General features: G+C 63.4%; 22 protein-coding genes, 1 tRNA gene and 1 riboswitch. Of the genes, 12 read left to right on the top strand and 11 right to left on the bottom strand.

Annotation, left to right across the window (positions count from 1 at the left end):
* The first annotated feature begins 8 nt into the window (after positions 1 to 8).
* Together argF and AC04SI_RS02590 are read left to right on the top strand one after the other, a co-directional pair.
* Positions 9 to 920, top strand: a complete 912-nt coding sequence (argF, locus tag AC04SI_RS02585; protein WP_404280067.1) for an ornithine carbamoyltransferase — start codon at positions 9 to 11, stop codon at positions 918 to 920.
* Between the two features lie 78 nt (positions 921 to 998).
* Positions 999 to 2,033, top strand: a complete 1,035-nt coding sequence (locus AC04SI_RS02590) for an Hsp33 family molecular chaperone (RefSeq protein WP_404280068.1) — start codon at positions 999 to 1,001, stop codon at positions 2,031 to 2,033.
* An 87-nt stretch (positions 2,034 to 2,120) separates the two neighbouring features.
* On the opposite strand, the gene apaG is transcribed toward AC04SI_RS02590, so the two are convergent.
* A complete protein-coding gene (gene apaG, locus AC04SI_RS02595; RefSeq protein WP_006199938.1) occupies positions 2,121 to 2,513 on the bottom strand; it encodes a Co2+/Mg2+ efflux protein ApaG in 393 nt (130 codons plus the stop codon).
* Between the two features lie 230 nt (positions 2,514 to 2,743).
* On the opposite strand from apaG, the gene AC04SI_RS02600 reads away from it, so the two are divergent.
* Positions 2,744 to 3,892 carry a ceramide glucosyltransferase gene (locus tag AC04SI_RS02600; protein WP_488473865.1) on the top strand — a complete coding sequence of 383 codons (1,149 nt, stop codon included), beginning with the start codon at positions 2,744 to 2,746 and terminating at the stop codon, positions 3,890 to 3,892.
* A 40-nt stretch (positions 3,893 to 3,932) separates the two neighbouring features.
* Here AC04SI_RS02600 and AC04SI_RS02605 read toward each other — a convergent pair whose 3' ends face one another.
* On the bottom strand, positions 3,933 to 5,120 hold the full coding sequence (locus tag AC04SI_RS02605) for an O-succinylhomoserine sulfhydrylase (protein ID WP_488473866.1): 1,188 nt from the start codon (positions 5,118 to 5,120) through the stop codon (positions 3,933 to 3,935).
* A gap of 54 nt (positions 5,121 to 5,174) precedes the next feature.
* Positions 5,175 to 5,252: riboswitch (SAM riboswitch) on the bottom strand.
* Between the two features lie 83 nt (positions 5,253 to 5,335).
* On the opposite strand from AC04SI_RS02605, the gene AC04SI_RS02610 reads away from it, so the two are divergent.
* A complete protein-coding gene (locus AC04SI_RS02610) occupies positions 5,336 to 6,430 on the top strand; it encodes a 2'-deoxycytidine 5'-triphosphate deaminase (RefSeq protein WP_488473867.1) in 1,095 nt (364 codons plus the stop codon).
* Positions 6,431 to 6,526: 96 nt separating this feature from the next.
* Positions 6,527 to 7,300, top strand: a complete 774-nt coding sequence (locus tag AC04SI_RS02615) for an ABC transporter substrate-binding protein (protein WP_404280076.1) — start codon at positions 6,527 to 6,529, stop codon at positions 7,298 to 7,300.
* Positions 7,301 to 7,481: 181 nt separating this feature from the next.
* On the opposite strand, the gene araD1 is transcribed toward AC04SI_RS02615, so the two are convergent.
* The 4 genes from araD1 to chvE all read right to left on the bottom strand — a co-directional run bounded on the left by araD1 (position 7,482) and on the right by chvE (position 12,658).
* Positions 7,482 to 8,474, bottom strand: coding sequence for an AraD1 family protein (araD1, locus tag AC04SI_RS02620; protein ID WP_488473868.1), 993 nt, complete (start codon positions 8,472 to 8,474; stop codon positions 7,482 to 7,484).
* Positions 8,475 to 8,675: 201 nt separating this feature from the next.
* Complete coding sequence (mmsB, locus tag AC04SI_RS02625) at positions 8,676 to 9,968, bottom strand: multiple monosaccharide ABC transporter permease (protein WP_404280080.1); 1,293 nt, start codon at positions 9,966 to 9,968, stop codon at positions 8,676 to 8,678.
* Complete coding sequence (gene mmsA / locus AC04SI_RS02630; protein WP_488473869.1) at positions 9,965 to 11,497, bottom strand: multiple monosaccharide ABC transporter ATP-binding protein; 1,533 nt, start codon at positions 11,495 to 11,497, stop codon at positions 9,965 to 9,967. The genes mmsB and mmsA overlap by 4 nt, the downstream gene beginning before the upstream one ends.
* 96 nt (positions 11,498 to 11,593) lie before the next feature.
* Positions 11,594 to 12,658 (bottom strand): multiple monosaccharide ABC transporter substrate-binding protein, encoded by a 1,065-nt coding sequence (gene chvE / locus AC04SI_RS02635; RefSeq protein WP_404280085.1) that lies wholly within the window; start codon positions 12,656 to 12,658, stop codon positions 11,594 to 11,596.
* Positions 12,659 to 12,952: 294 nt separating this feature from the next.
* Here chvE and AC04SI_RS02640 point away from each other — a divergent pair, with 294 nt between their 5' ends.
* Together AC04SI_RS02640 and AC04SI_RS02645 are read left to right on the top strand one after the other, a co-directional pair.
* Complete coding sequence (locus AC04SI_RS02640) at positions 12,953 to 13,942, top strand: LysR family transcriptional regulator (protein WP_404280087.1); 990 nt, start codon at positions 12,953 to 12,955, stop codon at positions 13,940 to 13,942.
* A 211-nt stretch (positions 13,943 to 14,153) separates the two neighbouring features.
* A complete protein-coding gene (locus tag AC04SI_RS02645; RefSeq protein WP_404280089.1) occupies positions 14,154 to 14,600 on the top strand; it encodes a hypothetical protein in 447 nt (148 codons plus the stop codon).
* Positions 14,601 to 14,720: 120 nt separating this feature from the next.
* Here AC04SI_RS02645 and AC04SI_RS02650 read toward each other — a convergent pair whose 3' ends face one another.
* Together AC04SI_RS02650 and AC04SI_RS02655 are read right to left on the bottom strand one after the other, a co-directional pair.
* Complete coding sequence (locus AC04SI_RS02650; protein ID WP_488473870.1) at positions 14,721 to 15,908, bottom strand: putative sugar O-methyltransferase; 1,188 nt, start codon at positions 15,906 to 15,908, stop codon at positions 14,721 to 14,723.
* 290 nt (positions 15,909 to 16,198) lie between these two features.
* Positions 16,199 to 16,272, bottom strand: a tRNA-Gly gene (locus AC04SI_RS02655).
* Between the two features lie 190 nt (positions 16,273 to 16,462).
* Here AC04SI_RS02655 and AC04SI_RS02660 point away from each other — a divergent pair.
* Together AC04SI_RS02660 and AC04SI_RS02665 are read left to right on the top strand one after the other, a co-directional pair.
* A complete protein-coding gene (locus AC04SI_RS02660) occupies positions 16,463 to 18,166 on the top strand; it encodes a glycosyltransferase (RefSeq protein WP_488473871.1) in 1,704 nt (567 codons plus the stop codon).
* A gap of 129 nt (positions 18,167 to 18,295) precedes the next feature.
* A complete protein-coding gene (locus tag AC04SI_RS02665) occupies positions 18,296 to 18,559 on the top strand; it encodes a DUF6460 domain-containing protein (RefSeq protein WP_006204546.1) in 264 nt (87 codons plus the stop codon).
* An 8-nt stretch (positions 18,560 to 18,567) separates the two neighbouring features.
* On the opposite strand, the gene AC04SI_RS02670 is transcribed toward AC04SI_RS02665, so the two are convergent.
* A complete protein-coding gene (locus tag AC04SI_RS02670) occupies positions 18,568 to 19,470 on the bottom strand; it encodes a histone deacetylase family protein (RefSeq protein ID WP_488473872.1) in 903 nt (300 codons plus the stop codon).
* Between the two features lie 126 nt (positions 19,471 to 19,596).
* Here AC04SI_RS02670 and AC04SI_RS02675 point away from each other — a divergent pair, with 126 nt between their 5' ends.
* A complete protein-coding gene (locus AC04SI_RS02675) occupies positions 19,597 to 20,928 on the top strand; it encodes an MATE family efflux transporter (RefSeq protein WP_488473873.1) in 1,332 nt (443 codons plus the stop codon).
* On the opposite strand, the gene AC04SI_RS02680 is transcribed toward AC04SI_RS02675, so the two are convergent.
* Together AC04SI_RS02680 and AC04SI_RS02685 are read right to left on the bottom strand one after the other, a co-directional pair.
* Positions 20,925 to 21,998, bottom strand: a complete 1,074-nt coding sequence (locus tag AC04SI_RS02680; protein WP_404280100.1) for a quinone-dependent dihydroorotate dehydrogenase — start codon at positions 21,996 to 21,998, stop codon at positions 20,925 to 20,927. The genes AC04SI_RS02675 and AC04SI_RS02680 overlap by 4 nt on opposite strands.
* Complete coding sequence (locus AC04SI_RS02685) at positions 21,995 to 22,345, bottom strand: DUF952 domain-containing protein (RefSeq protein ID WP_404280102.1); 351 nt, start codon at positions 22,343 to 22,345, stop codon at positions 21,995 to 21,997. The genes AC04SI_RS02680 and AC04SI_RS02685 overlap by 4 nt, the downstream gene beginning before the upstream one ends.
* Before the next feature lie 104 nt (positions 22,346 to 22,449).
* On the opposite strand from AC04SI_RS02685, the gene AC04SI_RS02690 reads away from it, so the two are divergent.
* Both AC04SI_RS02690 and AC04SI_RS02695 read left to right on the top strand, forming a co-directional pair.
* Positions 22,450 to 22,878: a hypothetical protein gene (locus tag AC04SI_RS02690; RefSeq protein WP_404280104.1), complete on the top strand. Its 429-nt coding sequence runs from the start codon at positions 22,450 to 22,452 to the stop codon at positions 22,876 to 22,878.
* Positions 22,879 to 22,997: 119 nt separating this feature from the next.
* Positions 22,998 to 23,657 (top strand): response regulator transcription factor, encoded by a 660-nt coding sequence (locus AC04SI_RS02695; RefSeq protein ID WP_404280106.1) that lies wholly within the window; start codon positions 22,998 to 23,000, stop codon positions 23,655 to 23,657.
* The last annotated feature ends 18 nt before the right edge of the window (positions 23,658 to 23,675 follow it).

Raw genomic sequence — 23,675 nt, forward strand, 5'->3', positions numbered from 1 at the left:
CTTTCCCGATGAGCGTTCGCCACTTCACCGACCTGTCCGCCGTTTCCGAAGGCGATCTGCGCTTCATGCTGGACGATGCGGTGGTGCGAAAGGCCAGGCTCAAGGCCGGCGAGCGGACCAAGCCGCTCGAGGGCAAGGTGCTGGCGATGATCTTCGACAAGCCGTCGACGCGCACGCGCGTATCCTTCGACGTCGGCATGCGCCAGCTCGGCGGCGAAACCATCATGCTGACCGGCACCGAGATGCAGCTCGGCCGTTCCGAGACCATCGCCGACACGGCCAAGGTTCTGTCGCGCTATGTCGACGCCATCATGATCCGCACCACATCGCATGAGCGGCTGCTCGAACTGACCGAGAACGCCACCGTTCCAGTCATCAATGGGCTGACCGACGACACCCATCCCTGCCAGCTGATGGCCGACATCATGACCTTCGAGGAGCATCGCGGTCCGGTCGCCGGCAAGACCATCGCCTGGACCGGCGACGGCAACAACGTGCTGCATTCGCTGCTCGAAGCCTCCGCACGCTTCCGCTTCAACCTCAATGTCGCGGTGCCGGAAGGCAGCGAGCCCGACGAAAAGCATGTCGACTGGTCGAAGGCCAATGGCGGCAAGCTGACCTTCACCCGGTCGCCCGAGGAAGCCGTCGATCAGGCCGATTGCATCGTCACCGACTGCTGGGTGTCGATGGGTCAGGAGCACCGTGCCCGTGGCCACAACGTCTTCCTGCCCTATCAGGTCAATGCGGCGCTCATGGCCAAGGCGAAGCCCGACGCGCTGTTCATGCACTGCCTGCCGGCGCATCGCGGCGAGGAGGTCACCGACGAGGTGATCGACGGGCCGCATTCGGTGGTGTTCGACGAAGCCGAGAACCGGCTGCACGCCCAGAAGGCGGTTTTGGCCTGGTGCCTGGGCGCTTGATCTCCGGAGGTGTGATGCCTATCTGCGGGCCATCACGCAAATTGAGCGCGTTTCGGTGCATGTGCCCCTCCGGGCCGCATGGCCGCGCGCCGGAGCTTTGTCATGTTGGAAACCCGTCAAGTGACTGAACACCACCCTCAACTCGGCGAATTCGGCTATGCCGGCGACGATCACGTCGTGCCGTTCGAGGTCGCCCCGCTCGACGTGCGCGGCCGGACCGTCCAGCTCGGGCCGATGCTCGACGCCATCCTTGGACGCCACGAATATCCCGAGCCGGTCGCCCGCCTGCTGGCGGAAGCCTGCGTGCTGACGGTGCTGTTCGGCACCTCGCTCAAATTCGAGGGCAAGTTCATCCTGCAGACCCGCACCGACGGGCCGGTCGACATGCTGGTGGCGGATTTTTCGACGCCATCCGCGTTGCGGGCCTATGCACGCTTCGACCCCGACCGGCTCGAGGCGCTGACGGCTGCCGGCGAAATCTCGCAACAGACGCTGCTCGGCAACGGCGTGCTGGCGCTGACCATCGATCAGGGCGCGCACACGCAGCGCTATCAGGGCATCGTCCAGCTCGACGGCGAGACGCTGGAAGAGGCCGCGCGCACCTATTTCCGCCAGTCGGAGCAGATCCCGACCGATCTCAGGCTTTCGGTTGCCAAGCTGGTGACGCCGGGCATCGGTGGTCCCCGCGAGCAATGGCGCGCCGGCGGTCTGTTGGCGCAATTCCTGCCGCAGTCGCCGGAGCGCATGCGCGTGCCGGACATTTCCGGCGGCGACGGCGATCCGCGCGACGAGGTCCATGACCCGGTCGATAATTCCTGGCAGGAGCTGCTGGCCCTGCTCGGCACCATCGAGCCGACCGAGCTTATCGATCCGACGGTCGGCGCCGAGCGGCTGCTTTACCGGCTGTTCCACGAGCATGGCGTACGTGTCTTCGGCGGCGTGCCGGTGGCCGACCAGTGCTCCTGCTCGCGCGAGAAGATCCGCGGCATCCTCGAAGGCTTCTCGGCGCAGGAGATCAAGGACAGCACCGAGGATGGCGGCATCCATGTCGCCTGCGAGTTCTGCTCGACGCAGTACGACTTCGACCCGGCGGAATTCGCGGCGGCTCAGTGACGTAACTCCTTCTCCCCGTCACTATACGGGGAGAAGGTGCCGGGCAGGCGGATGAGGGGCGGCGCGAACTTTAGACCGCTTGCTCCCTTAATTCACCGTCCTGCGCGTGCCCGGCAGATCCAGCGAAAACGCCGGGATGGCGATGTCGAACGTCTCGCCCCGCTTGTTGCGCATCGTGTAATGGCCGACCATGATGCCGGACGGCGTCGAGAGCGGGCAGCCGGACGTATATTGGTAGCTGTCGCCGGGGTTGAGTTCGGGCTGATCGCCGACGACGCCGGCGCCGCGTACCTCCTCGACCCGGCCAGTGCCATCGGTGATGTGCCAATAGCGCGACATCAGCTGCACGAACTCGTCCGACTGGTTGTCGATGGTCACGTGGTAGCCCCAGACATAGCGGTTCTCCGACGGATCCGAGCGATCCTCGAGATAGAACGGCCTGACCTGCACTTCGATGTTGCGCGTAATGGCGCGGTACATGAGCTACTCCAAACAGTCCTGGCGGAAGTCTCGGTGCACTCTTTGACTAGGTCAACGGAGCGCGGCGCCTGTCTCTTCCGTCTTTGTGCGCACCTGCCGCCAAACAATGTCATTTGAGTGACACATGACAATGATGGTGTGCACGGACCGTGCCGGGCGACTCAAGCGCTCTGTCGACCTGTTCAAAACGGCCATCTTCCGGCCGGCTTTTCCGGAGTGACCAGATCTCGATGGAACTGATCGTCATCGCCGCCGCCGTGCTTTCGACAGCCCTCATTCTTTCAAATCTCGCCGGCATCCTGCTTGCGGCCTTCAGGCTGAAGCGGCCGCGCACGCTTGCGCGGCCCCCCGGCAAGGCGCCGCCGGTGTCGATCGTCATCCCCTCGCGCGGCGTCGAGCCGTTCACCGAAGAAACGCTTCAGCGCGCCTTCTCGCTCGACTGGCCGCGCTACGAGCTGATCTTCTGCGTCGCCCACGCCGACGATCCGGTGGTCAAGCTGATAAACAGGGCGATCGTCCGATTTTCGAAGGTGCCGGCCCGGCTGCTGGTCGGTGACGACCGCATCAGCGCCAATCCCAAGCTCAACAATTGCGTCAAGGGTTGGGAAGCGGCGCGCCACCACTGGGTCATCCTTGCCGATTCCAACGTGCTGATGCCCAGGGACTATATCCAGCACTTGATGGCGGCGTGGCGGCCCGACACCGGCCTTGTCTGCTCGACCCCGGTCGGCTCGCGGCCGGACGGCTTCTGGGCCGAGGTCGAATGCGCCTTCCTCAACACGCTGCAGGCGCGCTGGCAGTATACCGGCGAGGCGCTCGGCCTCGGCTTCGCCCAGGGCAAGAGCATGCTGTGGAAGAAGCCTGTGCTCGACGCCAATGGCGGCATCCGCGCGCTGGCCGCCGAGATCGCCGAGGACGCCGCCGCGACCAAGCTGGTCAACGGGCTGGGGCTGCGCGTCAATCTTGTCGCTTCGCCTTTCGAGCAGCCTCTGGGTGAGCGCCGTCTCGGCGAAATCTGGTCGCGCCAGGCCCGTTGGGCGCGCCTGCGCCGCGTCACCTTTCCGCTGTTCTTCGCTCCCGAAATCCTGACCGGCGTGGCCGTGCCATTGGTGCTGGCGCTGGTCGCGGCCGCCGGTGCCGGCATCAGTCTGCCGCTCACCGCGCTCTGCGTCCTGGCGCTCGCCTATGTGCCGGAATGCGCGTTGGCCTGGGCCAAGGGCTGGTACCTGTCGCCGCGCATCATCCCGGCGATGATGGTGCGCGACGTGATGCTGCCGGCGATCTGGGCGCGCGGCTGGCTCGGCGGCGCCGTCGACTGGCGCGGCAATGCGATGACCATCCGCACCAAGGCGATGACCGAACTGGAAGAGGGCGCCTGAGCAACGCTCAGGCGTTTGTCCAAATCGCAGTCTGAACCCTTTACTTGGCTGATTTGAGCGCCTGCTCGACATCGGCGAGCAGATCGTCCGCATCCTCAAGTCCGACCGAAAGCCTCAGCGTGCCCGGGCCGATGCCGAGTTCGGCGCGCGCCTCGTCGCTGAGGTTCTTGTGCGTCGTCGTCGCCGGATGGGTTATCAGGCTCTTGGCGTCGCCGAGATTGTTGGAGATCAGCACGATGTCCAAAGCGTTCTGGAAGGCGAACGCCGCCTGCTTGCCGCCCTTGACGTCGAGGCAGATCAGCGTCGAGCCGCCCGTCATCTGCTTCCTGACGATATCGGCCTGCGGGTGGTCGGCCCGGCCCGGATAGATGACGCGGGCGATTTCCGGGCGTTCGGCGAGGAAGTCGGCGATCTTGCCGGCGCTTTCCGTCTGCTGGCGCACCCGCAGCGGCAGCGTCTCCAGCCCCTTGAGCAGCGTCCAAGCGTTGAAGGGCGACAGGCTGGGGCCGGTGTGGCGGAAATAGTCGTGCAAATTCTCGTCGATCCACTTCTTGTCCGACAGGATGACGCCGCCGAGGCAGCGGCCCTGGCCGTCAATATGCTTGGTCGCCGAATAGACGACGATGTGGGCGCCGAGCTGCAGCGGCTTCTGCTGCAAGGGCGTGGCGAAGACGTTGTCGACGATCAGCCTGGCGCCGATCGAATTGGCGAGCGCAGCGGCGGCGGCGATGTCGACCACTTCCAGCGTCGGGTTGGTCGGGCTTTCGAGGAAGAAAAGTTTGGTGTTCGGCTTGACCGCCCTTTCCCAGTTGGCGATGTCGGTGCCGTCGACCAGCGTCGCCTCGATGCCGTATTTCGGCGCCAGCGTCTCGACCACCCAGCGGCAGGAGCCGAACAAGGCACGCGCCGCCACGATATGGTCGCCGGCCCTGGCGCTGCACAGAAGGGCTGCCGTCACCGCCGCCATGCCGGAGGCGGTGGCGCGCGCGTCCTCCGCACCTTCCAGCGCGCACATGCGCTTTTCGAACATGTCGACGGTCGGATTGGCATAGCGCGAATAAATGAAGCCGGGTTCCTCGCCCTTAAAGCGGGCTTCCGCGGCCTGTGCCGTCTCGTAGACATAGCCCTGGGTAAGGTACATCGCCTCGGAGGTCTCACCGAAGCCGGAACGCAAGGTCCCGCCATGCACGAGTGCCGTCTGAGGTTTCCAGTCGCGCTTCTTGGTCATTGCTCTGTCCCAAACACAAAAAACCGGCCGCGAAAGTCGCAACCGGTCCATACGGCCTTGCGGCCAACGGTCCTTTAGCGACTTGTTTAACGTGGCTGCAAGCCGACCGGCCAAATCACCACGGGATAACGACCCTTTAGACCCGCACCGCGCTTGCGTCAATTGCCGGCTTGATTAAGAGGTTTGTACCAGCGGTGTTGCAGCGGAGCCAGCCTTTGCGGCGAACAGGCATTCTTCCCGATCAGGACATTTCCGCGCTCTTCCAGTCAGGCGCGCTGAAGTCGCCGCGCGCTCTCGACGCGGACCAGATCCAGCCGGCCAGCCTCGATCTCAGGCTCGGCGATAAGGCCTGGCGCGTGCGCGCCTCCTTCCTACCCGGCCCCGATCATCAGGTCGCCGACAAGCTCGCGCGGCTGCAGCTGCACGAGATCAGCCTCACCGAGGGCGCGGTGCTGGAAACAGGCTGCGTCTACATCGTGCCGCTGCTGGAAAGCCTGGCGCTGCCGTCGGACATTTCTGCTTCCGCCAATCCGAAGAGCTCGACCGGACGGCTCGATATCTTCACCCGCGTGATGACCGATCGCGGCCACGAGTTCGACAAGATCGCCGCCGGCTATCATGGTCCGCTCTATCTCGAGGTCAGTCCGCGCACCTTTCCGATCGTCGTACGCGCCGGCTCGCGGCTGTCGCAGATCCGTTTCCGCACCGGCAACGCGCTGCTGTCGGAAAGCGAATTGCGCGACCTGCATCATGCCGAGATGCTGGTGGCCACCGAGCCGCCCAACATTTCCGGCGGCGGCATTGCACTGTCGATCGATCTCGATGGCGACAAGGACGGGTTGGTCGGCTATCGCGGCAAGCACCACACCGGCCTGATCGATGTCGACAAGCGTGCCGCGCAGGACGTCGTCGATTTCTGGGAGCCGCTCTACAAGAGCGGCGCCGGCGAACTTGTGCTCGATCCGGACGAGTTCTACATCCTCGTGTCGCGCGAGGCGGTGCATGTGCCGCCTCTCTATGCCGCCGAGATGACGCCTTTCGACCCGCTGGTCGGCGAATTCCGCGTTCACTATGCCGGCTTCTTCGATCCGGGCTTCGGCCATTCGGCGGCCGGCGGCACCGGCAGCCGGGCGGTGCTCGAAGTGCGCAGCCATGAAGTGCCCTTCATCCTCGATCACGGCCAGATCGTCGGGCGGCTGGTCTACGAGCACATGCTGAAACGGCCGCAGGCGCTCTACGGCACCGATCTCGGCTCGAATTACCAGGCCCAGGGCCTGAAACTATCCAAGCATTTCCGCGCCGCGCGCTGATCTTTCCGCCACCGCCAGACCGTGCTTGCCTGACCGGGCGTGCCATGCTTGGCTGTGCCTCAGCCCGTCGAGGTGACGGAAATAAAGGGGAAGACCATGCAAATCTCGAGATGGATCCTGTCGGCAGCCGCAACTGCCCTGCTGACGCTCGGCGCCGGTTCGTTGCCGGTGCAGGCAGCGGAGAAACTGAAGATCGGCACCGAGGGCGCCTATCCGCCGTTCAACACCATCACTCCGGACGGCAAGGTCGTCGGCTTCGACGTCGACATCGCCGATGCGCTGTGCGCGCAGATGAAGGTCGAATGCGAAATCGTCACCCAGGACTGGGACGGCATCATTCCCGCCCTCCAGGCCAAGAAGTTCGACGCCATCATCGCCTCTATGAGCATCACCGAGGAACGCAAGAAGCAGGTCGCCTTCACCAACAAATACTATACGACGCCGCTTGCGCTGGTCGCTCCGAAGGACAGCGAGCTGACCTCGACCGACCCAGCAGCCCTTGCCGGCAAGACGGTGGGCGCCCAGGCATCGACCACCCAGGCCGATTTCGCCCAGGATGTCTACGGCAAGGCCGGCGCCGAAGCCAAGCTCTACCCGACCCAGGAAGAGGCGATCACCGACCTGCAGAACGGCCGCCTCGACGCGGTGATCTCTGACAAGTTTGTGCTGGTCGACTGGATGAAGAAGGCGAGCGACGGCTGCTGCAAGATGGTCGGCGACGTCAAGGGCACCGAGACGCAGGCCGGCATCGCCGTGCGCCTCGACGACACCGCACTGCGCGACAAGCTCAACGCGGCCATAGACGCCATCGTCGCCGACGGCACCTACAAGAAGATCCAGGCCAAGTATTTCGACTTCGATATTTATTGAGAGGTTGAAACTGCCAATCTCCCCCTTGTGGGGGAGATGCCCGGCAGGGCAGAGGGGGGCGCGAAGGATCGCCCTCGCCCACGACAGCTGAAGGGCAGGTGCTCTCGATTGAGACGCTGGAGGGACAGCGCCCCCCTCTGGCCTGCCGGCCATCTCCCCCACGAGGGGGGAGATCACGCCTTCACAGCGCCTTCACCGCCACCTTCACCGGCTTTTCGATCTCGAGCGGGTTGCGCAGCGGCAGGCCGAAATCCCCGGCTTCGATCTCGAAAATATCGCCGGCCTCGGTCCTGATGCCGTCGGCGAAGGACAATGTTGCCGTGCCGAACATGTGCACATGCACGTCGCCGGGCTGGCGGAAGGCCGAATATTTGAAATGGTGGTGCTCGAGATTGGCGATGGTGTGCGACATGTTCGCCTCGCCCGACAGGAACGGCTTTTCCCAAAGCAGCTTGCCGTCGCGAACGATGCGCGATGAGCCCCTGACGTCGGACGGCAGGTCACCGATCAGGATCTCTGGCCCGAACGAGGCGTTGCGCAGCTTCGAATGCGCCAGGAAAAGATAGTTCACACGCTCGGTGACATGGTCTGAAAACTCGTTCGACAGCGTGAAGCCGACACGGAACGGCGCGCCGTCGTCGCCGATGACGTAGATGCCGGCGATCTCCGGCTCCTCGCCGGCATCCTGGGCAAACGCCGGCGACATCAGTGCCGCGCCCGGCGCTACCGCCATCGTGCCGTTGCCCTTGTAGAACCATTCCGGCTGCACGCCGGTCTGGCCCTTCGCCGGCTTGCCGCCCTCCAACCCCATGCGGAACATCTTCATGGAATCAGTGAGCTGCTCCTCGCCGTCGGTGCTGAGCTTCTTGTGCATGGAATCGCGCGTCGCCGCCGAGCCAAGATGGGTGAGCCCCGTGCCGGTGAGGTGGAGATGCGCGGGATCGGGATGGTTGATCGGCGACAGCAGGCGCCCCTTCTTGTAGGCGGCGTCGAGGTCGACGGCCTCGCCAAAACCCTTGCGCTCGATCAGCGCGGCGAGCCCGGTGCCCGTGCGCGCGGCTTCCATGGCCAGCGAATAGACGCTGCGGGCGCCGTTGATGATCCGGGTCTTGCCGCCATTGCGGGCGACGACGCGGATCGTCTCTGCGTCGTCGAGGATCTGGGAGATCAGCATGATATACCCTCTCTCTGGTGCCTTGGCCCGGCCGCCTGCATGGCAAACCCTGACCTGCACGGCTCGGGACCAATCCGCGCCGCGGGTGAAATTCTTCGTCCGGATTGCGCTCGCAGGCCTGGTCCCTCGGGGGACTTCTGTGCATCGGCGGGTTGCCGACGGCCGCGATGTGACCCGTATGCCTTCCTGCTTGCCTCGCCCTTAACCCTTGTTCTTGTTGTAGACGTCGAAGACCACGGCGCCGAGCAGCACCAGGCCTTTCACGACCTGCTGCCAGTCGACATTAACGCCCATGATCGACATGCCGTTGTTCATGACGCCCATGATGAAGCCGCCGACCACCGCGCCGATCACCTGGCCGACGCCGCCCATGGCTGAAGCGCCGCCGATGAACACCGCTGCGATGACGTCGAGCTCGCTGCCGAGGCCCGCCGCCGGAACCGCTTGTCCGAGCCGCGCCGCGATGATCAGGCCGCCAAGCGCCGACAATACGCCCATATTGACGAACACCATCAGCGTCAGCCGTTCGGTCTTGATGCCCGACAGCTGTGCTGCCTTGGCATTGCCGCCCATCGCATAGATGCGGCGGCCGATCGTCATGCGTTTGGTGACGAAGACGAACAGTGCGATCAGCACGCCCATAACCATGAGAACGATTGGCAGGCCCTTGTAGGTGGCGAACTGGTAGACCAGGAGCAGCGCCAGCGCGCTGGTCACCAGGGTCTTGACGACGAACAGCGTGAAGGGCTCGGCTTCATAGCCGTGCTGCTCGCGCGTGCGCCGTGCCTTGAGCCCGAAATAGGCATAGGCGAGCACGGCGATGAGACCGATCACGATCGTCGTCATGTGCAGCGTCAGGCCGCTGCCGACGATGGTCTTGCCGGCGGCGTTCACCGTCGGCGGGATCAGCACCAAGGGGCCGATCAAATCCGGAATGAAGCCGGAGCTGAGCGCCTTGAAGCCAGCCGGAAGCGGCCCCACGGACGATCCGCCACCCAGCAGCGCCTGGCAGATGCCGCGGAAGATCAGCATGCCCGCCAGCGTGACGATGAAGCTCGGTATTCGGTGATAGGCGATCCAGTAGCCTTGCCCCGCGCCGATCAGGCCGCCGATGATCAGGCAGACGATCGACACCACCAGCGGATTGCTTAAGGGGCCAAGCGGCCAGATGACCATCATCATCGCCGCCAGCGCGCCGATGAAGCCGGCGACGGAGCCGACGCTGAGGTCGATATGGCCGGAGACGATCACCAGCAGCATGCCCAGCGCCATCACGATGATGAAGGAGTTCTGCTGGACCAGGTTGCTCAGGTTCACCGGCTTGAACAGTGTTCCGGACGTGGTGAACTGGAAGAACACCATGATGGCGATCAGCGCCAGGATCAGGCCGTACTCGCGCAAATTGGTGATTAGCGCAGAGACGGCCACGCGGGGCCCCTGCTGCACATCTTCGGCGACGCCGCTTTTCGGCGCGGGAGCGCTTTCGGTGCTCATGATGCTTTTCCTTCTCCCCGGACGATGGCACGCATTATCTTTTCCTGGCTTGCGTCGCTTGCCGCCATTTCGCCTACGATGCGCCCTTCGTTCATGACGTAGATGCGGTCGGTGATGCCGAGCAGTTCGGGCATCTCCGACGAGATGACGATGATCGCCTTACCCTCGGAGGCGAGACGCGCGATGATGGTGTAGATTTCATACTTGGCGCCGACGTCGATGCCGCGCGTCGGCTCATCGAGGATCAGCACCTCCGGATTGGCGAACAGCCATTTCGACAGCACCACCTTCTGCTGGTTGCCACCCGACAGATTGCCCGTCATCTGATAGACGCTGGACGAGCGGATGTTAGTCTTGGCCTTGTAGTCGTTGGCGACGGCCAGCTCGCGCATATCGTCGATCACGCTATGACGCGACACGCCGCTGAGATTGGCCAGCGTGATATTGTGCTTGATATGGTCGATCAGGTTGAGGCCGTAGGTCTTGCGGTCCTCGGTGACATAGGCGATGCCGTGTTCAACCGCCTTGCTCACCGAGGAGACGTCGATCGGCTTGCCCTTGAGCATCACCTCGCCGGTGATGCGGCGGCCGTAGGAGCGGCCGAACAGGCTCATCGCGAATTCGGTGCGTCCGGCGCCCATCAGCCCGGCAATGCCGACCACCTCGCCCTTGCGGACGTCGATATCGATACCCTTGATCACCTGCCGCTCGGCATGGAGCGGGTGATAGACCGACCAGTTCTTCACCTGGAGCACGGTCTCGCCGATCTTGGGCTCGCGCGGCGGATAACGGTCGTCGAGCGAGCGGCCGACCATCGAGGTGATGATGCGGTCTTCGCTGATATCCTTCTTGGCAAGTGTCTCGATCGTGCGCCCGTCGCGGATGACCGTGACCTTGTCGGCGACCCGGTTCACCTCGTTGAGCTTGTGCGAGATAAGGATCGAGGTCATGCCTTGGCGCTTGAATTCAAGCAAAAGGTCGAGCAGCGCCTGGCTGTCCTTTTCGCTGAGCGACGCCGTCGGCTCGTCGAGGATCAGCAGCTTCACTTCCTTGCTGAGCGCCTTGGCGATCTCGACCAGCTGTTGCTTGCCGACGCCGATATTGGTGATCAGCGTCTTGGGGTCCTCCTTGAGGCCCACCTTCTTGAGCAGGGCGCTGGTACGCGTCTCGTTGGCATTCCAGTCGATGACGCCGAATTTGGCGTGCTCGTTTCCAAGGAAAATGTTCTCTGCGATCGACAGCATCGGCACCAGCGCAAGTTCCTGGTGGATGATGACGATGCCCTTGTGCTCGCTGTCGTGGATGCCTTTGAAATGGCATTCCTCACCGCGGTAGACGATCGCGCCCTCATAGGTGCCGGACGCGTACACGCCCGACAGCACCTTCATCAGCGTCGACTTGCCGGCGCCGTTCTCTCCGACCACGGCATGGATCTCGCCCTCCTCGACGCTGAGGTTGACGTTCGACAGCGCCTTCACGCCGGGGAACGTCTTGGTGATGTCGCGCATCTCCAAAATCGTCGAGGTCATCAGGAATTCCCTCCGAGGCCGGCAAACAATACCGGGCTCGCTGGTTAACGAAAAGGGGCCCTGCGTTGCGCAGGACCCCTGATTTTGCAACCGAGATTACTTCAGTTCGTCGGCCTTGATGTAGCCGGAGTCGACGACCAGCGCCTGGTAGTTCGACTTGTCGACCTCATGCGGCGTCAACAGGATCGAGGGGACGACCTTGACGTCGTTGTTGTAGGTCTTGGTGTCGAGACCGTCCGGCTTGCCGCCCGACAGCACCTTGTCGACGAGTTCGACGGTCGACTTGGCCAGTTCGCGGGTGTCCTTGAACACGGTCGAGTACTGCTCGCCGGCGATGATCGCCTTGACCGAAGCGGTCTCGGCGTCCTGGCCGGTCACGACCGGCCACGGCTGGTCGGCGGTGCCGTAGCCGACGGCGCGCAGCGAGGCGATGATGCCGCGCGACAGGCCGTCATACGGCGACAGCACGCCATCGACGCGGCTGCCGTCCGAGTAGTTGGCGGACAGCAGGTTGTCCATGCGGGCCTGCGCGGTGGCGGCCAGCCAGCGCAGCGTGCCGACCTTGTCCATGCCCGTCTGACCCGACTTGACGACGAGGGTCTTGTTGTCGATCAGCGGCTGTAGCACCGACATGGCGCCGTCGTAGAAGAAGAAGGCGTTGTTGTCGTCCGGCGAACCGCCGAACAGCTCGATGTTGAACGGTCCCTTCTTTTCCGGAATGCCGAGGCCCTTGAGCAGCGAATTGGCCTGGATGACGCCGACGCCGAAATTGTCGAAGGTGGTGTAGTAGTCGACGTTGGCGGTCTTCTTGATCAGGCGGTCATAGGCGACGACGACGACGCCCGCGTCAGCGGCTTTCTGCAGCGCGTCCGACAAGGTAGTGCCGTCGATCGAGGCGATGATCAGCGCCTTCGGGCCCTTGGTGATTTCGTTCTCCAGCTGGCTGAGCTGGTTCGGAATGTCGTCCTGCGCGTATTGCAGGTCGACGGTATAGCCGAGCGCCTCGAGCTGGGACTTCACGGCATCGCCGTCATTGATCCAGCGCTGCGAGGTCTTGGTCGGCATCAGCACGCCGACCAGGCCTTCGCCTGCATGCGCAGGCAGCGTCATGGCCGCGATGCCAAGGGCCGCCACGGCGGCCAGTGTCTTGATGATTTTCACAGTAACTCTCCCTGGTTGATGGACGCGACACCTCGGGGCTTCGCGGGCCGCGCAGTCGAGCAGAAGCGCAAGCGCGCTGCTGTCGTCTATCGATCTCCGGTATCCTCCCAATCGGCCCTGGGACGCAGATTTCAATCGATACGATTTTCCTCGTCATCGACTGGCACGCCCCAGGACGCGCGAAGGGTGTGTCCCTTTGACATAACTGTCAAATGCGATCTTTGATGATTGCTATACCGAAACTGATATATGATTGAAAACAGATCGATCCTTCGACGGGAACAGGCGACAATCATGGCGGCATTGCGAAATCCTTCTGGAATTTCCGGTAGTTACGACGAGCTGCCGGGCGACGGCGAAACCCTGCTGCGCAGCGGCCTGAGCCTACGCCACATGCGCATGATCGCCGCACTCGATGATCACGGCCGGGTGAGCGCGGCCGCGCAGGTGATGAACATTTCACAGCCCGCCGCCTCGCGCATGATCGCCGAGATGGAGGCGGTGCTCGACGTCAAGCTGTGCGAAAGGCTGCCGCGCGGTATCACGCTGACGCCCTACGGCAAGGCTCTGGCCCGGCGCGCGCGCTCGATCCTGCTCGAGATGCGCGAGGCCGACCGCGAGATTTCCGAACTCAAGGCGGGCAAGGGCGGTTCGGTGTTCCTCGGCGCGGTGACGGCGCCGGCGATCGAGCTGGCGGTGCCGGCGATCCGCGAGATCCGCCGCATCTACCCGCGCATCGAGATCACCATGCAGGTCGAGACCTCCAACGTGCTGGCGCGCGAGCTGATCGCCTCGCGCCATGATTTCATCATCGCGCGCATCCCCGACGACCTCAATCCGCGGCTGTTCGAATCGCGCGTCATCGGCGTCGAAAAGGCCTGCCTGATCGTGCGACGCGGCCACCCGCTGAGCATGGGCAAGGCGGTGCGGCTGGAGGACACCGCCGCCTATGACTGGGTCTTCCAGTCGGGCGGCTCGCCGCTGCGCCAGGCGATGGAGAGCAATTTCTTGAACCGCAACATCGCGCTCCCGGACCGCATCCTCAACACCAGCTCGCTGCTCTTGACCCTGGTCATGGTGGCGCAGTCCGACGCCATCGCGCCGGTGTCGATCCAGGTGGCGAAATTCATCCAGAGCCCGGAAGGGCTGGCCGGCGCCATCGACGTCGTCCAGACCGAGTTCGACATCGAGGTCAGGCCCTACAGCCTGATCACGGTCAAGAACCGCGTGCTGTCGCCGGCCGCCAAGATGCTGCACGACTTCATTCTTAGGGAAGTGGGATAAACGCTGGAGCGGATGGCGGTAGTCCTTGGACGTTTCCCAAAACCCGGACAACAGATGAAGCGGTGACGCTCTGCGCCAAAGGCTGGAGCACGTGGCGGGGATCGAGCTCGCGCTAGTGTAACGGAACCGATCGGAAGGTTGATTAGCGTTGCCTTATGTTAACCATCTTGATGCTAGCGTTGGCGCCGCGAGACGAACGCGAGATCACAAGATGGACAAAGATCTGATGCCCGCACGGATGTTGACGACCAGGGCGATTGGGTTCTTCGCCGCCGTCCTGATGGCGCTGCCCGTGAACGCGGAGACCGTGAGCGGCAATCCCGGTGGCCAGATCGTGAACTTCGCTTTGCATGTCGCCGAACTGCGCATCGCCGAGGAGCCAGTGAGCTTTGACGGGGCATGCGACAGCGCCTGCACGCTCTACCTGTCCCTGCCCGCCGAGCAGCTTTGCGTTACCCTGGACGCATCCTTTGGCTTCCATCTGCCCTATGGCGTCGGCGCTCGGCAGAATGTGGTCGCCGCCAACTACCTCATCTCGCAATACCCCGATTGGGTGCGGCACTGGATCGAGGAGCATGGCGGCCTGTCGCACACGATAATGCGGATGGGAGCCGAAGAGGCGGCAAAGCACCTGCCCCTGTGTGGAGTGCTGGCGTGAACGTGGTCGCAGTGGCGCTGTTCGCCTTCGGACGCTGGAGCGGGTAGAGGAATCGAACCCTCGCGTTCAGCTTGTGATCGAAGACCATCTCGTCCTTTGTGTCCATGGCCGACGCCGGCGCTACCACGTCAGAACCTCTTCGACATATCCACGTCGCATCCAGTATGGATACCTCAATCCCCGAACATCGGGATCATTTGCGTAAAGCGATCGTACCGTATTCTGGTTGACTTCGTGGTTGATTGAAAGGAACGTATTCGTGTTCTTTCGAGCAAACCGCCAATATGCCTCGGCGGTTTCTTGCGACATCTCCGTCAGAGAGTCGACGTTGACGATCAGGTCATATCTTTCATCGATTTGATCGATCGCCGTAGCGGGCACTATACGAACCGGTGCAACTGATTCTTCCCCATGCAATCGAATACGCGACGTGCCGAGCGTCCGGCCGAGGAATGAAGCCTGCGCGGCATTGGTCAGGGGAATGTCAATGATTGTGTAATCCTTGATCCCAAAGAGGTCGGCAAAATAGGCTGTCCTGCCCAGCCCCGCTCCAATCTCCAGAACTTTGAAATTTGCTCGGCTTCTTGAGATCTGTCCAATTCGCCATGCCTGGTAGACCGCTTGCAACGCGCGGAACTCCGCGATTCCCCGCTTTGTGCTGAGCCCGATTTCATTTGGAAATGGATTGGGGAATTGCAGCTTGATGCTGAGCGTCTCGTCGATATCATCCAGTATCTGGTCGGCGCTTCGCGCATTGGCGTAGTTGGCGCCGACATCTGCAGGCTGCATTTCCGGATAGGTCATACGACGCGCACCAATAGCTTCGGCAAGGCTGTTCAACATATCCATCAGCCACATCGCGTGGAGTTTTTGCCACGATATGGTGCCGTTGAGACGGCGGACGACGAATTCGTGCGGTTCAACCTCGCCGGGCGGGGCTTTCGCAATATCGTCAAAGCCCCAGAAAAATGCTGTCTCGCTGGGGCGACCCAGCACACGCGCGGCTTTGTCGGCATTGTCTCCAAGCAGGGCGTTGTGAACGTCGGCCTTGATACTGAACAAGGAGTGATCCCAAGCCGAACTTGTCGGCACAAACGCCGCATATGCCCCGCGATACGCTGCCGTAATTCGGTCAACGAGACCGCTGTCATCCTGGGCCCCGACGTGCGGCGATTGCGCTAGGTCAGGAACGTCACCTAATGGCATGCGGCTCAACAGCCACGCGAAATATTCTAAGGAATGTTCTTCTTCCACGGTTTGGACTGGCACACTCTCGGGGTTGGAAAACCAGCGCTTTAGGAATTGCATGTGTGACGGGGCTCCCCTGTTCTGCCATTTGATCGCGCCGCATCGTGGGCGGGCTGAGATCACAACTTCCTGTTCTCATCGGGCTCAGCATGCAGGCGCGGCCAAGCCCTCGGAGGTACGGTCGAACGAGTTTCACGCCTGCCTTGCGGGTCATCCGCTGCATCGCCTCATGCAGAGTTGGCGTGAGCTTGAATCCTGACGTCAAAGCGACGGTACTTGCCGTACGGAGCAGCCGAAGGGAGACGTTGGGAGTGATCCCGCCGCCGAGCCGGACTGTCCATGCCAGTTGCTGGAGCGGGTAGAGGGAATCGAACCCTCGCGTTCAGCTTGGGAAGCTGACAAGCTACCATTACATCATACCCGCAGCGTCACCTCGTTACCATGAGGGCCCCGCTTCGGGCAATCGTCAAAGCCGCCGAAAGCCGCTCGCCCTGTTGGCAAGACGCCTTTGATGCCGGTCGACGGGCATGATAGAACGGCCGCGCCTTGCGAACCGGCACTTGTTTGCTTGGCGATGTTATGGTCCGAACATGAAGTGCTGGGTGGGGACCCGCTTGGAATTCAAGATAAGGAGGAGGAGAAGGACTTCTCACTCCAGAAAGACATTCACGTCAGAAGACCTGCAGTTCCTCCTGCAGCTTCCCGTTTTTGCGATTGTCTCCCTTCTCGCTCCCGAGAAGCGCTGGCAAGCAGCCTGTATGACCATTGAGCGGCTGAAAGGCGCTTCTTCCAGCCTGGGGGATGGCTGCGTCCGGCAGACTCTCGCCTCGTTCGGATTGACTGGCGCTGACGATCAACGCCGCATCGGCGCGATGCGAAGCGAGCACCATGTCCAGATCGTGCGCGAGCGTCTGGCCGGCTGGAAACCCGACATCGAGTTGCGAGGTCGGCAGCAACTCGATGCGGCAAGAAACGCAGGTCACGGCGCGGTCCTGTGGATCGCGCATTTCTCCTTCAACGCCCTCGCGGCGAAAATGGCTTTCGCCGGGGCAGGGCTCGAAGTGTTCCACGTCAGCCGGCCGGAGCACGGCTTCACCAAGTCGCGCTTCGGCATCCGTTTCCTCAACCCGATCAGGACCGGCGCCGAGCTGAAATACGCGGCCGGCCGGATCGTGATCGATCGTGCCAATTCCGCAGCAAGCATGCACGAGGCCCGGCGTCTGCTGCGCGCGAACAAATTCGTGTCGATAACGGCGGGAGCCTGGGAGGGCGAATTGCTGGTCAAGGCAAGGATTGGCCAGTCGGCCATCGAACTGTCGAGCGGCGCGCCCCGCCTGGCCAAGATCGCCGGCGCCCCGCTGCTGCCGGTTTTCGTCGTGCGCGACGACAGCACCGGCAAGATCCGGGTGACCGTGGATCGGCCCATCGACCTGGAAGGTCATCGGGACAGGGCCGAACTCCTGCAGTCAGCCAACGCAGGAATTCGCCGACAGGCATCTGCCCTTCCTCGCGGCCTGTCCTCACCAGTGGCGCGACTGGGAGAAACTGACGGCGTTCAACCCGCACTGACGGCCGAAAGCAAAGCGATGCCCCTGTTCAGCATTCTCATAGCCGATGACGACGGCGGCGACCTCTCCGACCTGGTCACGCAGAACATCCAGTCGTTCAAGGCCGCGCATCCGGGCGAAGGGCATGTCCTGTTTCGGGAAGCGGCGTTGATAGAGTTCATTTCGGCGCATTTCGACGCCGAGGTGCTGTCGGCCTTCCGCACCCTGCGGCCCTACGCCTACAAGGCGGACCTGGCCAAATACTGCCTGCTTTACGAACAGGGCGGCGTCTATGCCGACCTCTCCTATGCCTTCCTGCGCGGCGTTCCCCGCGACAAGCAACGCCTGTCGGTGTTTCGCGACTTTCTGAGCTCGACGCCTTGGGATACCAGCCTCGGTGTGGTCGCCGCGCCGCGGCGTCACAGGGCTCTGGTGAAGGCCATCGAGCTCGTCTGCGCCAATGTGAAGCGTCAGTATTACGGACCAACCGCGCTGTGCCCCACCGGTCCGACCCTCTTCGGCAAGGCCATCGCCATGACCTGCGATGCGGAAGACCTGATCGTCGGAGAGGCGGTCTGGCTGACGCTGCCACCGTCGGATGGCGCCGAACCTTCGCAAGAGCCGAGCCACTGTCTTCAGCATGGCAAGGAATTGGTGGCCATCAAGCGCAAGAAGGGAGGTGGGCCCTTGTCGGAACTAGGCATCTCCAGCGGCAATCGCTACAACCGGCTTTGGCGTTCCGGGGAAGTCTATCGCGAGCGGCCACCCTAGGCGCGCATCTTCCGCCGGCGGATTTGACGGCCTTCCCTGATATGAAGCCCTTCGGCTTGATGCCGGAACGGCAAATGCGTATTTCTGCACGGGCACCCGAATCCGGGCACCTCAATCGGGAGACAGGCCTTGTCCGCACTGACGCGCTTTCTCGGAGACTCGCCACTCAGGGTGCTCATCAAGCTGCTGGTGGTGTCGTTCCTCGTCGGTCTGGTCATGAATGCCTTCGGCTGGTCGCCGATGGATGTCTTCTACGGCATCCGCAAATTCTTCGTCGACCTCTGGAACCTCGGCTTCCACGCCATCGATCGCTTCCTCGGCTATATATTGCTGGGTGCCGCGATCGTCGTGCCGGCCTTTATCCTGATCAGGATCGCCAACTACCGGAAGTGACCCCAACCTCAGGCGTAGCCGGAGGCCACCTCGAACAAGATGGCGTGGCGCGCGGCCAATCTGGCCACGTCGGTCGAGTAGCCGCCGCCGATGACGCCGCAGAGCGGGATGCCGAGCGCGCGAAAATGGCCGATCACCATCTCATCACGAGCGCGCAGGCCGTTATCGCTGAGGGCGAGCCGTCCCAGTCGGTCCTCGGCATGGACGTCGACGCCCGCATTGTAGAAGACGATGTCCCAGCGCGCTTGAGCGGAGAGTTCCGGCAGGATGCTACCCAGCCGTTCCAGATAGGCGGCGTCGCCGGTGCCGTCGGGCAGAGCGATGTCGAGGTCTGACGCGATCTTGCGCATCGGATAGTTGCGCTCGCCATGCATGGAAAAGGTGAACGCGCGGGGTTCGTCCTGCAGGATATCCGCCGTGCCGTCGCCTTGATGCACGTCGAGATCGACGATCAGGATGTTTTGGACAGCGCCTTCGGCCAGCAGCACCAGCGAGGCAACGGCGACGTCGTTGAAGGTGCAGAAGCCGGCACCTTGCCCGCGCCGCGCATGATGGCTGCCGCCGGCGGCATTGCAGACGATGCCGTGCCGCAAGGCCAGCCGCGCCGCCAGCACCGTGCCGCCCGCTGCGAGCTGCGCCCTCAGCGAAACGCGCGGGCCGACCGGAAAGCCGATTTCCCGCTCGATTTTTTCAGGCACCTCGCAGGCCAGCACCTGCTCGACATAGTCAGGCGCATGCGCAAGCTTCAGCCAGGCTTCCGGCGCCGGGTCGGGCAAGTTCGCCGCATCCGGGCGCGCCAGCCCGCGCGAACGCAGAGCTTCCATCAGTAGCGGATACTTGCTCATAGGAAAACGGTGGTTGACGGCAAAGCCGGCGTCGTAGTCGGGATGATGGACGATCTGCAGCGACATGACGTCGGGCGGCCTGCGCCAGTGTTGGAATTCGGTTGGCCGCCATTGGTTGGCGATTGCGTGGCATCGCGAAACTGGGGCACATCGGCTGTCCGATCAAGCCGCAATTAGCAAGGCAGCAATCCTTTGGATGCGACCCAAGCCAACGCCAGAGCCTTCGTCGTCACCCACCGTTCGGTGCTTGCCATCGCCGTGCCGATGACACTTGCCTATCTGACGACGCCGTTGCTCGGCATCGTCGATACCGCAGTGATCGGCCAGTTCGGCGATGCAGCCCTGCTCGGCGGCCTGGCGGCTGGCGCGCTGGTCTTCGATGTCGTCTTCACCACCTTCAATTTCCTGCGCTCCGGCACCACCGGCCTCGTCGCTCAGGCTTTCGGGCGCGGCGACGATGTGGAGGAGCAGGCGGTGTTCTGGCGCGCCGTGCTGATCGCGGTCGTCGCAGGCATCGCATTTGCAGCACTTGCGCCATTGATCGCCATTGCCGGGCAAAAGTTCATGGGCGCCGAACCGCGCGTCAGCGAGGCAATGGCCGTCTATGTCCGCATCAGGTTGCTCGCCGCCCCCTTCACGCTGATCAACTACGCCATTCTCGGCTACGTGCTGGGGCGCGGCGAAGGCAGGCTGGGATTGATGCTGCAGGCAGTGCTGAACGGCATCAACATCGTGCTCTGTTTCCTGCTCGGGTTAGAACTCGGCTGGGGCGTCACAGGTGTCGCATGGGCGACCGTCACCGGCGAGTTCCTTGCCATGCTGCTTGGTCTGGCGATCGTCATTAGGCGGTTCCGGGCCGCGCCCCGGCTGCCCCGCCATCGCATCCTCGACATGACGGCCTTCCGGCACATGCTGTCGCTCAACCGCGACATCATGATCCGCTCGTTTTCGCTGCTCGCCGCCTTTGCGCTGTTCATCCGCCAGGGCGCGCAGGTCGGCACGGTGACGCTGGCCGCCAATGCCGTGCTGATGAACTTCTTCCTCATCGCCGGCTACTTCCTCGACGGTTTCGCCACCGCCGCCGAACAGCTTGCGGGACGGGCAATCGGCGCGCGCGCCGCCGCGCCCTTCCACCGGGCGGTGCGGCTGACCCTGTTCTGGGGCTTTGGACTGGCGGGCGCGGCGACGCTTGTCCTGCTCAAGGGCGGTGCCGGTCTGGTCGCCTTGGTCACCACGTCGCAGGATGTTCGCGCCGTCGCCGACACCTATCTGCCCTGGGCGGCCTTCACCGCGCTGAGCGGCGTGCTGGCCTTCCAGATGGACGGCGTCTTCATCGGCGCCACCTGGTCGCGCGACATGCGCAACATGATGCTCCTGTCGTTTCTCGCTTTCAGCGCCGCGCTGCTCGCTCTGGCGCCGGCCTTCGGCAACAACGGTCTGTGGGCGTCGCTGCACGTCTTCCTGCTGGTGCGCGGCTTCAGCCTGCTGGCGATTTTGCGGCTGCGCGTGCGAACCGCCTTTTAGAGGGGCTTCGATGCCCATTTGTCGAGGCTGATGTCGCGCAACGCCCGGATCGATGTGAGCCGTTCCTTGTCGGCGAAACTAACCATGCCGGTGAGGATGCGGCCGGGCAGTGCGGGCCCGGCATAGATCATGCCGGTGTAGAGCTGGACGAGATCGGCGCCGGCGCGGATCTTTTCCAGTGCCGCATCAGTGGAATCGACGCCGCCGACGCCGATGATGGCGCGGTCCGGCCCAAGCAGCTTGCGCATCTTCGCCAGCACGATGGTCGAGCGCTCGAACAACGGCTTTCCCGAAAGCCCGCCGGCCTCGCCGGTGACACCGGCGCTACGCAGTGTCGGCCGTGAAATGGTGGTGTTGGAGACGATGACGCCGTCGAGTTGCTTCTCGGTGACTTCGGCGGCGATGTCCTCCAATTCGGCCTCGACAAGGTCCGGCGCGATCTTGAGGAAGACGGGCGGTTTGGCCGAAGCGGCTGCGCGCGCAGCAATGACGCGGGACAAAAGTTCGCCGAGCTGCTCGCGCGCCTGCATGTTGCGCAGGCCCGGCGTATTGGGCGAGGAGATGTTGACCGTCAGATAGCTGGCGTATTGGGCAAACCGGGCCACGCCGCGTTCATAGTCGCCGATGCGGTCGGCGCTGTCCTTGTTGGCGCCGATGTTGACGCCGACGATGCCGGGGCCCTTGCGGGCGGCCAGGCGCCTTTCGGCGGCCCCATGGCCCTCATTGTTGAAGCCCAGCCGGTTGATCACAGCTTGATCCGCCGTCAGCCGGAAGATGCGCGGCTTCGGGTTGCCCGCCTGCGGCAGCGGCGTCACGGTACCGACCTCGGCGAAGCCGAAGCCGAGACCAAGCAGCGCGTCCGGCACTTCGGCGTTCTTGTCATAGCCCGCGGCCATGCCAAGCGGGTTCGGGAAATCGATCCCGCAGACGCTGACCTTCAGCCTGTCGTCGCGCACCGGCCGTCCGGCAACCGGCAGGCCGCATCTCAGCGCGGCGATCGACAGCCCATGGGCTGCCTCCGGATCGAACGTGAACAGGATTTTTTGGCCGATCCGGTCGAACACGCTCATTCGGCCTCCAGCGCCGGGAATTGGTGCAGCCCATCCGTGCCGAGCGGCAGGGGTCGCACCCAAAGCACCACGCTGAGATCGAGCGGGGCGTGGAGGTGTGGGAACAGCGCACCACCGCGCGACACCTCGTATTTCAGCGCGTCGCCGAGCCGGCGGCCGTCGATTGCAATCAGCAAAAGGTCGGACTGGCCGGCAAAGTGCCTGGCCGCCGTTTCCCGCACCTGCCCGGCGGTGGAGAAATGGATGAAGCCGTCGGCGACGTCGATCGCAGCACCGGTGAAGCGGCCGTTTTTCTCGGCTTCGCGCCACAAGGCTTCTGGCGCGATCTTGTAGATAATCTGAGACATGGCTGCGCTATAGTCCGAACCGATCATGCGGGGAAGGGCAACTCTTCCCCATTTACGGCGCAAACCTGTGATAAGGTGCGCATACTGGCTCGTGGAGGTTGAACATGCGTCTGCAGCACATACTGATCCCCGCCGCACTTGTCTCGTTCGTCGCGGCGTCGGCCTGGTCCGAAGAGACCGACCGCTACAAACTGGAAAAGTCGGCCAACGGCTATGTCCGCATGGACACGCAGACCGGCGCCATGTCGATCTGCGAGGAGCGCGCCGGCCAACTGGTGTGCAAGATGGCGGCCGACGAACGCGCCGCCTTCCAGGACGAGGTCGACCGCTTGCACACTTCGATGAAGGCCATGGACGAGCGCGTCACCAGGCTCGAAAACTCGCTGTCCGCCCGCCTCGAATCGAAGCTGCCCAGCGAAGAGGATTTCAACAAGACGATGAGCTACATGGAACGCTTCCTGCGTAGCTTCATGGGCATCGTCAAGGATATGGAAAAGGACGACGGCGCCCAGCTCAATTCGCAAAAGACCTGAGCCGTGCTGGGAAAAACTCCGTGTCCGGCCTTTGCCGCTTGAAAACAGGGCGCATCGCCGCATAATCGTTCCGATCCCGTAAAAGCAGTCAATCAGCAGCGGGATTTGGGGAGGACTATTTGCCGTCGGGCTACACGTTCGTCATCGCCGACGACCATCCGCTTTTCCGCGGCGCCCTGAAAGAGGCGCTTGTCGGCGTCGGCGATGTCGCCGCTATCCACGAGGCCGGCGATTTCGAGAGCGCCAAGGCGCTGGTCGTGGCCAATGAAGATGTCGACATGGTGTTGCTCGACCTGTCGATGCCGGGCGCCAGTGGCCTCTCCGGCCTGATCTCGCTGCGCGGCGTTCACCCGGCGGTGCCGCTGGTCGTTGTGTCGGCGCATGACGACCCGGTGACGATCCGGCGCGCGCTCGATCTCGGCGCTTCGGGCTTCATCTCCAAATCGGCCAGCATGGAGGAGATTCGCGGCGCCGTGCAGGCAGTGCTGGCCGGCGATATCGCCGCGCCCATCGGTATCGATCTCGGCGTCGAACGCGACCCCGAAATATCAGACCTGATCAAGCGCCTGCAGGCGCTGACGCCGCAGCAGACGCGCGTGCTCGGCATGCTGGCGGAAGGACTGTTGAACAAGCAGATCGCCTACGAACTCGGCGTCTCCGAGGCCACGATAAAGGCGCATGTCTCGGCCATCCTGCAGAAGCTCGGCGTCGACAGCCGCACCCAGGCGGTGATCCAGCTGGCCAAGATCGGCGGCGACCCGCTTCAAGCAGCAGGCTGACCCTGGATGCGGGGTCGA

The sequence above is a fragment of the Mesorhizobium sp. CNPSo 4689 genome (assembly GCF_057784325.1).

Excerpts from the sequence above, each read along its gene's own strand:
- argF (WP_404280067.1), top strand. The coding sequence starts at position 9 with ATGAGCGTTCGCCACTTCACCGACCTGTCCGCCGTTTCCGAAGGCGAT.
- AC04SI_RS02590 (WP_404280068.1), top strand. The coding sequence starts at position 999 with ATGGCCGCGCGCCGGAGCTTTGTCATGTTGGAAACCCGTCAAGTGACT.
- apaG (WP_006199938.1), bottom strand. The coding sequence starts at position 2,513 with ATGTACCGCGCCATTACGCGCAACATCGAAGTGCAGGTCAGGCCGTTC.
- AC04SI_RS02600 (WP_488473865.1), top strand. The coding sequence starts at position 2,744 with ATGGAACTGATCGTCATCGCCGCCGCCGTGCTTTCGACAGCCCTCATT.
- AC04SI_RS02605 (WP_488473866.1), bottom strand. The coding sequence starts at position 5,120 with ATGACCAAGAAGCGCGACTGGAAACCTCAGACGGCACTCGTGCATGGC.
- AC04SI_RS02615 (WP_404280076.1), top strand. The coding sequence starts at position 6,527 with ATGCAAATCTCGAGATGGATCCTGTCGGCAGCCGCAACTGCCCTGCTG.
- araD1 (WP_488473868.1), bottom strand. The coding sequence starts at position 8,474 with ATGCTGATCTCCCAGATCCTCGACGACGCAGAGACGATCCGCGTCGTC.
- mmsB (WP_404280080.1), bottom strand. The coding sequence starts at position 9,968 with ATGAGCACCGAAAGCGCTCCCGCGCCGAAAAGCGGCGTCGCCGAAGAT.
- mmsA (WP_488473869.1), bottom strand. The coding sequence starts at position 11,497 with ATGACCTCGACGATTTTGGAGATGCGCGACATCACCAAGACGTTCCCC.
- AC04SI_RS02640 (WP_404280087.1), top strand. The coding sequence starts at position 12,953 with ATGGCGGCATTGCGAAATCCTTCTGGAATTTCCGGTAGTTACGACGAG.
- AC04SI_RS02645 (WP_404280089.1), top strand. The coding sequence starts at position 14,154 with ATGGACAAAGATCTGATGCCCGCACGGATGTTGACGACCAGGGCGATT.
- AC04SI_RS02650 (WP_488473870.1), bottom strand. The coding sequence starts at position 15,908 with ATGCAATTCCTAAAGCGCTGGTTTTCCAACCCCGAGAGTGTGCCAGTC.
- AC04SI_RS02670 (WP_488473872.1), bottom strand. The coding sequence starts at position 19,470 with ATGTCGCTGCAGATCGTCCATCATCCCGACTACGACGCCGGCTTTGCC.
- AC04SI_RS02680 (WP_404280100.1), bottom strand. The coding sequence starts at position 21,998 with ATGAGCGTGTTCGACCGGATCGGCCAAAAAATCCTGTTCACGTTCGAT.
- AC04SI_RS02685 (WP_404280102.1), bottom strand. The coding sequence starts at position 22,345 with ATGTCTCAGATTATCTACAAGATCGCGCCAGAAGCCTTGTGGCGCGAA.
- AC04SI_RS02690 (WP_404280104.1), top strand. The coding sequence starts at position 22,450 with ATGCGTCTGCAGCACATACTGATCCCCGCCGCACTTGTCTCGTTCGTC.